Annotated in this window: 10 protein-coding genes; 9 read left to right on the top strand and 1 reads right to left on the bottom strand. The window is 64.2% G+C overall.

Annotated features, from left to right (window positions below; genetic code table 11):
• Window positions 1–153 precede the first annotated feature (153 nt).
• The 9 genes from ACTHNE_RS20120 (at window position 154) to ACTHNE_RS20080 (ending at window position 8,054) form a co-directional block, all read left to right on the top strand.
• Window positions 154–498, top strand: coding sequence for a hypothetical protein (locus tag ACTHNE_RS20120; RefSeq protein WP_324946211.1), 345 nt, complete (start codon window positions 154–156; stop codon window positions 496–498).
• A gap of 343 nt (window positions 499–841) precedes the next feature.
• Window positions 842–1,882 (top strand): agmatine deiminase family protein, encoded by a 1,041-nt coding sequence (locus ACTHNE_RS20115; RefSeq protein ID WP_440270150.1) that lies wholly within the window; start codon window positions 842–844, stop codon window positions 1,880–1,882.
• On the top strand, window positions 1,879–2,625 hold the full coding sequence (locus ACTHNE_RS20110; RefSeq protein ID WP_324946205.1) for a helix-turn-helix transcriptional regulator: 747 nt from the start codon (window positions 1,879–1,881) through the stop codon (window positions 2,623–2,625). The genes ACTHNE_RS20115 and ACTHNE_RS20110 overlap by 4 nt, the downstream gene beginning before the upstream one ends.
• Window positions 2,626–2,740: 115 nt before the next feature.
• Window positions 2,741–4,087: a dicarboxylate/amino acid:cation symporter gene (locus ACTHNE_RS20105; RefSeq protein WP_324946369.1), complete on the top strand. Its 1,347-nt coding sequence runs from the start codon at window positions 2,741–2,743 to the stop codon at window positions 4,085–4,087.
• A gap of 73 nt (window positions 4,088–4,160) precedes the next feature.
• Window positions 4,161–4,691, top strand: coding sequence for a YbhB/YbcL family Raf kinase inhibitor-like protein (locus ACTHNE_RS20100; protein ID WP_440270149.1), 531 nt, complete (start codon window positions 4,161–4,163; stop codon window positions 4,689–4,691).
• A 92-nt stretch (window positions 4,692–4,783) separates the two neighbouring features.
• Window positions 4,784–5,674 carry a carbon-nitrogen hydrolase gene (locus ACTHNE_RS20095; protein WP_324946365.1) on the top strand — a complete coding sequence of 297 codons (891 nt, stop codon included), beginning with the start codon at window positions 4,784–4,786 and terminating at the stop codon, window positions 5,672–5,674.
• Between the two features lie 138 nt (window positions 5,675–5,812).
• The gene (locus ACTHNE_RS20090) at window positions 5,813–7,045 is read left to right on the top strand and encodes a TraB/GumN family protein (RefSeq protein WP_324946363.1); all 1,233 of its coding nucleotides are present in this window, start codon (window positions 5,813–5,815) and stop codon (window positions 7,043–7,045) included.
• Between the two features lie 306 nt (window positions 7,046–7,351).
• On the top strand, window positions 7,352–7,681 hold the full coding sequence (locus tag ACTHNE_RS20085; RefSeq protein WP_324946361.1) for a c-type cytochrome: 330 nt from the start codon (window positions 7,352–7,354) through the stop codon (window positions 7,679–7,681).
• 22 nt (window positions 7,682–7,703) lie between these two features.
• The gene (locus tag ACTHNE_RS20080; RefSeq protein ID WP_324946358.1) at window positions 7,704–8,054 is read left to right on the top strand and encodes a c-type cytochrome; all 351 of its coding nucleotides are present in this window, start codon (window positions 7,704–7,706) and stop codon (window positions 8,052–8,054) included.
• Between the two features lie 76 nt (window positions 8,055–8,130).
• Here ACTHNE_RS20080 and ACTHNE_RS20075 read toward each other — a convergent pair whose 3' ends face one another.
• Complete coding sequence (locus tag ACTHNE_RS20075; protein WP_440270148.1) at window positions 8,131–8,739, bottom strand: NfuA family Fe-S biogenesis protein; 609 nt, start codon at window positions 8,737–8,739, stop codon at window positions 8,131–8,133.
• Between the last annotated feature and the right edge of the window lie 135 nt (window positions 8,740–8,874).

Raw genomic sequence — 8,874 nt, 5'->3', positions numbered from 1 at the left:
GCCCGATCTGGTCTCGCGGGCCCCCCTGATTCACGGGGCACCCCCCTATGCCCGCCCCGCGCCCCTAGTTCACCTCTTCGGTGGTTGCTCGTGGCGCGGTCCAGGCAGTTCTGCTACAACGGCGCAGCATTGCTTTGTGCGGAGAGGGGAATCATGTTCAAGCACCGTTACACCCTGCCCTTGCTGGTGGCCGTCGCCATGGGCGCCGGGCTGTCCCTGTCGCAGGCCACCCAGGCCCAGGAAACGCTCAAGCAGCGCGTGCAGGAAGAAAAAGGCATGAACCTGCCGGCGCGCGGCATGAGCATGGACCAAGTGGAGAAAAAATACGGCGCGCCCTTGCGCAAGCTCTCGCCGCGTGGCGGGGATTCCGCGCATCACCCGACAATCAATCGCTGGGAATACGCCAACTTCATCGTGTACTTCGAGAAGAGCCATGTGATCCACGCGGTGTTGAATACGCCGGCGGGGAACAATCGCAATCCGGGTGCGGTGAATTGATCGCGCGCTTTATCGCTGCGAATACTTTCTGATCACCGTCAAACTTCAGCTTGCCGGATGCATCCCCTCCCCTACGTGTAGTAAGGGAGGGTCAGGGTGGGATGAAGCAAGCTCGCGAAGCATTTCAACGATGCGACAAGCTCGGACAACCCCACCCCAGCCCTCCCCTGCGCGCAGGGGAGGGAGCCGCCTTTCGCGCAACTGAGATGCGAGGCTGATCGGATCTGTCGAAGGGAGAGGGGCTAACTCATCGCCTCGCACAACCACTCGCGCCATCGTAAACTTCCATACTTGCCTGCCCGGCCAGTCTCCGGGCCATCTCCTTAGCGCGAGTGTCGTCTCCATGACCGATTCCAGCTTGCGCCTGCCGGCCGAATGGGAGCCGCAGGCCGCCGTGTTGATTGCCTGGCCGCATGCCGGCACCGACTGGGCCGAGCGGCTCGAGCAGGTGGAATCCACCTATGTGGCGCTGGCCGCGGCGGTGACACGCTTCCAGTCGCTGATCATCGTAGTGGCCGATGCGGTCTTGCACGCGCACGTCAACGCGAAACTGCAAGGCAGCAGCACGGACATGGCACGCGTCCGCTTCGTGGAATTGCCGTACGACGACACCTGGCTGCGCGATTCGGGCCCGATCACCCTGCGCGGCGAAGGCAACCGCTTCCAGCTCACTGATTTCCGCTTCACCGGCTGGGGCGGCAAGTTCGGCGCGGAACAGGACGACGCACTGATCGCCGGCCTGGTGCAGGCTGGCGTGTTCGGTTCGGCCGAACATGCGCGCATCGATTGGGCGCTGGAAGGGGGTGGCATCGAAAGCGATGGCGCCGGCACCGTGCTCACCACCTGGCGCTGCCTGATGCAGCGTCATCCGGAACAATCGCGCGAGGAAATGAGCGCGATCCTGCGCGACGGCCTGCACGCCAAACGCGTGCTGTGGCTGGATTACGGCTACCTGGAAGGCGACGACACCGACGCGCATATCGATACGCTGGCGCGCTTTGCGCCGGGCGATCGCATCGTCTACCAGGCCTGCGACGATGCCGCAGATGTGCACCATGCGGAGTTGCAGCGCATGGGCGAGGAACTGGCCGCCTTGCGCACGCCGGACGGCAAACCGTACACGCTCTACCCGCTGCCGTGGGCTCAACCAATCCTGGACGAAGGCCGCCGGCTGGCCGCGTCCTACGCCAATTACCTGATCGTCAACAGCGCCGTGCTGGTGCCCGCGTACGGCGATGCGGTCGATGACGAAGCCGCGCGCATCATCGGCGAAGCGCATCCCGGACGCACCGTTGTGCAGGTGCCCTGCCGTCCGCTGATCTGGCAGAACGGCAGCCTGCACTGCATCACCATGCAACTGCCGGCTGGCCTGCTGGGCGAATGAGCATCGCGCTGCTGCGCTATCACGCACGCAGCCGCCAATACGTGGCGGCGGTGCCGTTCACCAATTTCGTGGTGGCGCGCATCAAGGCCGGCGAAAAACGCGTCACCGAAGGCACGCGGCAGGCCACGGCGGCCAGCGGCGATTACCTGGTGGTGTCGCCCGGCATCTTGTTGAACGTGGAAAACCTGCCGGCACCGGACAACCCATATCAATCCAGCTGCCTGGCGGTGTCGCGCGAACTGCTGCAGAAATCCTGGCCAGCGGAAGCGGCGCCGTCACGCTGGAGCGTGCTGCGCGCGTATCCCGTGCTGGACCAGGCGTTTGCGCACGCCGAGCAAGGCTTGCGCGACGAGCTGCCGCAAGCGGTGCTGGTGCATCGCGTGCGCGAATTGTTGGAGGCGCTGGGCATCGGTGGTTTCCGCCCGGCACCAAGCGGCGAGGCCGGCATCGCCGAACGCGTGCGCATGCTGCTCGCCACCGATCCGCAACAAAGTTGGCGCGCCGAAGATGTGGCCGCGCAACTGGCGATGAGCCCGGCCACGCTGCGTCGCCGACTGGCGGCCGAAGGCGCGAGCTTCCGCGCCGTGCTGGAGGAAACGCGCCTGGCGCGGGCGCTTACCCTGATCCAGACCACCAACCTGCCGCTCAAGCACATCGCCGACGATTGCGGTTATCTCTCGCCTTCGCGCTTTGCCGCGCGGTTTCGCCAGCGCTTCGGTTCGTTGCCGTCCGAACTGCGGTAAATACCAACACCATCATTTTCGTCCGTTCCGAGGTTGGGGTTTGCACCCCAACCTACAGAGATGGCGTGGCAAAGGTGGTAGGTTAACGCGCAGCTTGGGCAGAAGGACTCACCGGATGAGTACTGTTTCCAAATCGCTGGCCACGCGCATTCTGTGGGGCCTGGTCGTTGGTGTGGTAGCCGCCGTCATCACGCTCGGACTCGGCCAATTCCATTCCGACATCTTGAACGTGGCGCAGCGCGTGTCCTCCGCAGTGCTCGATCCGTTCGGCCAGATCTTCCTGCGCATGCTGTTCTTCGTCGTGATTCCGCTGGTGTTCGCCTCGCTCGCCTCGGGCGTGGCGCAACTGGGGCGGCTCGATCGCCTCGGGCCGCTGGCCTGGCGCACTTTTGCGTTGTTCGCCGCCAACATGCTGATCGGCGTCGCCATTGGCCTGGTGATGATGAATGTGCTGCAGCCCGGCCATCATCTGGCGCCCGCGGCCAAGGAGCTGCTGATGCAGGAATACGGCGGCAATGCGCAGCAGACGGTGGAGCGCTCGCAGGCGCAGCCGAGCATGACGCTCACCACGCTGGTGGAAATGTTCATGCCACGCAATCTCTTGGGCGCCTTCGTGGGCAACAGCCGCAATGCGCTCGGCGACGTGCTGCCGCTGATCGTGTTCGCGATCCTGGTGGGCGCCGCCGCCACGCAACTGGATGAAACCAAGCGCGTGAAACTGCAGTCCGCGCTGGACCTGGTCAGCGACCTGATGACCGGCATCGTCGGCTTCGCACTGAGGCTCGCGCCATACGCAGTGCCGGCGATGATCTATGGCGTCATCGTGAAAGTGGGGCCGGGTATTCTGCTGACGCTTTCGGTGTTCGTGCTCGGTTGCGCGGCGGCGCTGGCGCTGCAGCTGTTCGGCACCATGTCGATATGGCTGCGCGTGTTCACCCGGCGCGCGCCGCGCGAATATTTCCGGCAGATTCGTCCTCTGCTGGTGACGGCGTTTTCCACCAGCTCCAGCAGCGCCTCCCTGCCCGCTTCGCTGGCGCTGGCGCGCGATGAATTGAAGCTCGCGCCGAGCACCGCGGGTTTCGTGCTGCCGCTGGGCGCGACCATGAACATGAGCGGCACCGCATTGTTCGAAGGCTGCGTGGTGCTGTTCGTGGCGCAGACTTTCGGCGTGGAACTGTCGCTCAGCCAGCAATTCGTGTTGATGCTGCTGTCGGTGCTGAGCGCGGTGGCGGTGGCCGGCATTCCGGGCGGCTCGCTGCCGTTGATCGCGGGCCTGCTCGCCACCTTCGGCGTACCGCCGGAAGGCATCGGCATCGTACTGGGCGTGGATCGCATCCTGGACATGCTGCGCACTACGGTGAACGTAGGCAGCGATATCGTCTCCGCCACGGTGGTGGATGCGCAGGTGCGCAAGGGCATACCGTTGGACGAGGGCGAACCGGTGAGCGTTTCGGGCGATTGATTGCGCGTGGCGTGGCAGCCGTCAGGCAGGCGCCTGCATAAGCTTTGCGCCGTGTCCACTCGTGAGTACCGCCATGCTTCGTTCGATGATCGCCACCCTGTTTGCCGCCGGCGCATTCGCCGCGCACGCGGGTGATTTTTCCCTGCGCGTCGATGTCGCCGGCGCCAGCGGACATATCACGCAGAAATACACCTTCAACGGTTTCGGTTGCACCGGCCAGAACCTTGCACCGGCGTTGCACTGGCAAGGCCAGCCGGCCGGCACGCGCAGTTTCGCCGTCACCGTGTACGACCCGGATGCACCGACCGGCAGCGGCTGGTGGCATTGGGTGGTGCTGAACCTGCCCGCTTCGACCAATACCTTGCCCGAAGGCGGCACGCTGCCGACGGGCGCACGCGGCGTGCACAACGACTTCGGCACCACCACCTGGGGCGGCCCCTGCCCGCCGGTCGGCGACAAGCCGCACCACTATGTGTTCACCGTGTATGCGCTGGACGTGCCGCAACTGGACGTGCCGGACAACGCGACCGCGGCGCTGGCCGGTTTCATGTTGCACGGTCATGTGCTCGGCAAGGCGCAACAGACGTTGACGTACGGCCGGTGAGTCAACGCGCCGGTCGGAGCAAACGCCAACCGGCACCGTGCGTTCCCCTACAATAAGCGTTTTCTCGCCTCTGGCGACCAGGAAAACGCCCCATGTCCCGCAAGACCCTCAAGGTCGCGCTGCTGCAGGAAACGCACCGCGGCAGCCGCGACGCCAACCTCGACGCGATCGAAGCCGGCCTGCGCGAAGCCGCCGCAGCAGGCGCCGCACTGGTGCTGCTGCAGGAGCTGCACAACGGCCCGTATTTCTGCCAGCACGAATCGGTCAACGAGTTCGACACCGCCGAGAGCATTCCCGGCCACAGCACCGCGCGCATCGGCAAGCTGGCTGAAGAACTGAAATTGGTGGTGGTCGCCTCGCTGTTCGAGAAGCGCGCCGCCGGCCTGTACCACAACACCGCGGTGGTGTTCGATCGCTCCGCCGCGATCGCCGGCAAGTACCGCAAGATGCACATCCCCGACGATCCGGCGTTCTACGAGAAGTTCTATTTCACACCGGGCGACCTGGGTTTCGAGCCGATCGATACCTCGGTGGGCCGCCTCGGCGTATTGGTGTGCTGGGATCAGTGGTATCCGGAAGCGGCGCGCCTGATGGCGCTGGCCGGCGCGGAACTGCTGCTGTATCCCACCGCGATCGGCTGGGATCCGAACGACGAAGACGCCGAAAAGAACCGCCAGCGCGAAGCCTGGATCACCGTGCAACGCGGCCACGCGGTGGCCAACGGCCTGCCACTACTGGCCTGCAACCGCACCGGCTACGAGCCGGACCCGGCCAAGGTCGGCGCGGGTATCCAATTCTGGGGCAACAGCTTCGTGGCCGGTCCGCAGGGCGAATTCCTGGCCCAGGCCGGCACCGATCAGCGCCAGTTGCTGGTCGCGGAGATCGACATGGCGCGCAGCGAGCACGTGCGGCGCATCTGGCCATTCCTGCGCGATCGGCGCATCGACGCCTACGGCGACCTGCTGCGCCGTTTCCGCAACTGACCTCGCGCGGCATGGAGATGGCAACGTTGGGGTTTGCACCCCAACCTACGTGCTTTTTCACAATCGGGAAAAAGCCGGCTTGCGCTGCACCCTTCAAGTCTCCATGCTGGGCGTCTCCGTCCCCTTGCCTTCCATTGCATGAGCGTCCCCGAAACCGGCCTCCGTCCCACGCCTGAGCTCCTCGGCCAGCCGATCGAGCGCGTCCAGCGCGACGGCGTGGAATACGTGGTGCTGGGTACCGCGCACGTGTCGCGCAGCAGCGTGGAGGCGGTGCAGGCGCTGCTCGCCAACGAAACCTTCAACGCCATCGCGGTAGAGCTATGCGAAAGCCGCGCGCAGGGCATGCGCGATCCGGAAACGTTCAAGCAGATGGATCTGTTCCGGGTGATCCGCGAAGGCAAGGCCGGCATGGTGGCGGCGAGCCTGGTGCTTTCCACCTTCCAGAAACGCCTGGCCGACCAGTACGGCATCCAGCCCGGCGCCGAAATGAAAGCGGCGATGGATGGCGCGGCGCAACTTGACGTGCCGCTGTGGCTGGTCGATCGCGAAGTAGGTACCACGCTCAAGCGCGCATGGCACAGCGTGGGCTTCTGGCAGCGCTTCGGCCTGCTCGGCGGCTTGCTGGCCAGCGTGTTCGAGCGCGAGACCATCGACGAGAAGGAAATCGAAAAACTCAAGCAAGGCGACATGCTGGAAAGCGCCTTCAGCGAGTTCGCCAACGAATCGGCGCCGCTGTATCGCGCCTTGATCGCCGAACGCGATGCATACATGGCGGCGCGCCTGCGCGAGGAAGCCGGGCGCTCAGTGACGGCCAATCCGTGCAAGGTGCTGGTGGTGATCGGCGCCGGCCATTTGAAAGGCCTGTGCGAGCACTTGCGCATCCAGCAGGCAGACCCAGGCGCGACGGTGGCGGAACTGGCCAAGACGCCGCCGAAAGCACAATGGCCGAAATGGGTCGCCGTCGGCCTGGTGCTGCTAGTGTTCGCGGCGATCGGTTACGCGTTCCATCGCAACACCGCGCTGGGTGCAAAGGCGCTGCGCGACTGGGTATTGTTCACCGGAGGCTTCTCCGCGCTGGGCGCATTGCTGGCGCGCGCGCATCCCTTGAGCATATTTGCCGCGTTCGTGGCCGGGCCGGTCAAGCCGTTCCGCCCGGGCATTCCCTCCGGCGGCATCAGCGCCATGGCCGAAGCATGGGTGCGCCGCCCGCGCGTGGCGGATTTCGAAAGCCTGCGCGACGACATCGTGCACTGGAGCGGCTGGTGGACCAATCGCGTGGCGCGCACGCTGCTCAACTTCTTCCTGGTCTGCCTGGGCACCATCGTCGGCGAGTACACCGCGGGCATCCACATCATCAAGAACCTGTTCTAAAGTTTGCGGCGGTGCGGGATGATGCGCGGCTTTTTGTCGCTGCCTGCCGTTATCGCCGTGATGCTCTGGGGGTTGGGGCTAGCTCCACCGTCATTCCGGCGAACGCCGGAATCCAGTGCAAATACGGTGTGCGAAGCACTCGAAATCGGTTTTGAGTCCTGCGGACTGCATGTTCGAGCTGGATTCCGGCGTTCGCCGGAATGACGGTGAGGGTGCGTCGACACTCTGTTGTGACCACTCCTAAGCAACCTCTATACTCGAGCGAGTACGTTGCACGCATCCGCTGGAACCTTGGGGATCCTTTTGATGATTCGACTGCAATTGTTTGGCCTGGCGACTGCCGCGGCGCTGTTGGTGTGTTCCGGCGCGGCTCATGCGACAGGGGATAAAGCCAACGGCCGCACCCTCGTCTATACCTGCAATGGTTGCCATGGCGTTCCCGGCACCGACAACGCGTATCCGCAATATCCGGTGCCGAAGATCGCCGGGCAGAACGAGCAATACCTGATCAACGCGCTGCACGGCTACAAGATGGGCGATCGCACGCATCCGACCATGGTGGCGCAGGCGCAAAGCCTCTCCGACCAGGAGATCCAGGACATTGCCGCCTATCTCTCCAGCATCGCTTCGAAGTAACGGCCCCAAGGATTCCAACTGCATGAAACGCGCGCTTACGCTGCTCTCGTTCGGTATGGCTCTTGCGCTGGTTGCGACGCCGCTGCTGGCCGGCGGCGATCCCGCCAACGGCAAGACCAAGGCCGCTGCCTGCTTCGCCTGCCACGGCGCCGACGGCAACGCGGTCGATCCGCAATATCCGCGCCTGGCCGGCCAGTACTACGGCTACATCCAGCAAGTACTGCACGAATACAAGGATGGCCGCCGCAACAACCCGATCATGAAAGGCTTCACCGCCACACTGTCGGATCAGGATATCCAGGACATCGCTGCGTATTACTCGTCGCTGCCGACCAAGCTCGATACCTTGCAGGGCCACGTGCAAGGCGATTGATCGTCGTAGGTTGGGGTGCAAACCCCAACATCGCGATGTCATGTAGGCCGGAGTTGGGGTTCACACCCCAACCTACTCAGCCCATCGCGGACTTTCCTTCGTTCTTGCTGTAGTACGGATTGGCGCCACCCTTGTGATCGGTGGCATCACGCACCGCGGTGATTTCCGGCACGCGCTCGCGCAAGGTTTTTTCCACGCCGTGCTTGAGCGTGACGTCGACCATGCCGCAGCCATGGCAACCACCGCCGAACTGCAGCACCACCACGCCATCGGCGTCGACTTCGAGCAGGCTCACGCGACCGCCATGCGCGGCGATGCGCGGGTTCACTTCGGCATCGAGCACGTAGCGCACGCGCTCGACCAGGCCCGCTTCCATGCCCGGCAGATCACCCTTGATCTTCGGCGCGCGGATATTGAGCTGGCCGCCGGTCTGGCTGGGTTCGTAATCGATGGTGGCGTTTTCCAGCCAGCGTGCGCTGTCGCCTTCGATATAGAAATTGAAGCCCTGGCATTCCACCGTCCATTCGTTACCGCTGAGTTCGGCCGACTCGCAGAACTCCAGCTCGCAATCGGCGGCGGGCGTACCGGGCGAGGTGACGCGCAGGCGAATGCCCAGGCCATCCACGCCTTGCTGGGCGATCAAGCGCAGAAAATGCTGCTGCGCGCGTTCGGAAATGTCGATCATGCCTGCTCCAGAATTACGACAGTTGCCCTGCATGGGTAGGGTCGTGGGTTTTGTTTTGGGCGCGGAAAACAAACAATGAGGGCGAAAAAATTTTTTTTAGCTTGGGGAAAACAAAACAAAACAGGGTGATAAAAA

The sequence above is a fragment of the Dyella sp. genome (assembly GCF_051954575.1).
In the GTDB taxonomy this organism is placed as follows: Bacteria; Pseudomonadota; Gammaproteobacteria; order Xanthomonadales; family Rhodanobacteraceae; genus Dyella_B.
The sequence above is the reverse complement of the archived record's forward strand: the minus strand, read 5'-3'. Positions and strand labels throughout refer to the sequence as shown.

Excerpts from the sequence above, each read along its gene's own strand:
- ACTHNE_RS20120 (WP_324946211.1), top strand. The coding sequence starts at position 154 with ATGTTCAAGCACCGTTACACCCTGCCCTTGCTGGTGGCCGTCGCCATG.
- ACTHNE_RS20115 (WP_440270150.1), top strand. The coding sequence starts at position 842 with ATGACCGATTCCAGCTTGCGCCTGCCGGCCGAATGGGAGCCGCAGGCC.
- ACTHNE_RS20110 (WP_324946205.1), top strand. The coding sequence starts at position 1,879 with ATGAGCATCGCGCTGCTGCGCTATCACGCACGCAGCCGCCAATACGTG.
- ACTHNE_RS20105 (WP_324946369.1), top strand. The coding sequence starts at position 2,741 with ATGAGTACTGTTTCCAAATCGCTGGCCACGCGCATTCTGTGGGGCCTG.
- ACTHNE_RS20100 (WP_440270149.1), top strand. The coding sequence starts at position 4,161 with ATGCTTCGTTCGATGATCGCCACCCTGTTTGCCGCCGGCGCATTCGCC.
- ACTHNE_RS20095 (WP_324946365.1), top strand. The coding sequence starts at position 4,784 with ATGTCCCGCAAGACCCTCAAGGTCGCGCTGCTGCAGGAAACGCACCGC.
- ACTHNE_RS20090 (WP_324946363.1), top strand. The coding sequence starts at position 5,813 with ATGAGCGTCCCCGAAACCGGCCTCCGTCCCACGCCTGAGCTCCTCGGC.
- ACTHNE_RS20085 (WP_324946361.1), top strand. The coding sequence starts at position 7,352 with ATGATTCGACTGCAATTGTTTGGCCTGGCGACTGCCGCGGCGCTGTTG.
- ACTHNE_RS20080 (WP_324946358.1), top strand. The coding sequence starts at position 7,704 with ATGAAACGCGCGCTTACGCTGCTCTCGTTCGGTATGGCTCTTGCGCTG.
- ACTHNE_RS20075 (WP_440270148.1), bottom strand. The coding sequence starts at position 8,739 with ATGATCGACATTTCCGAACGCGCGCAGCAGCATTTTCTGCGCTTGATC.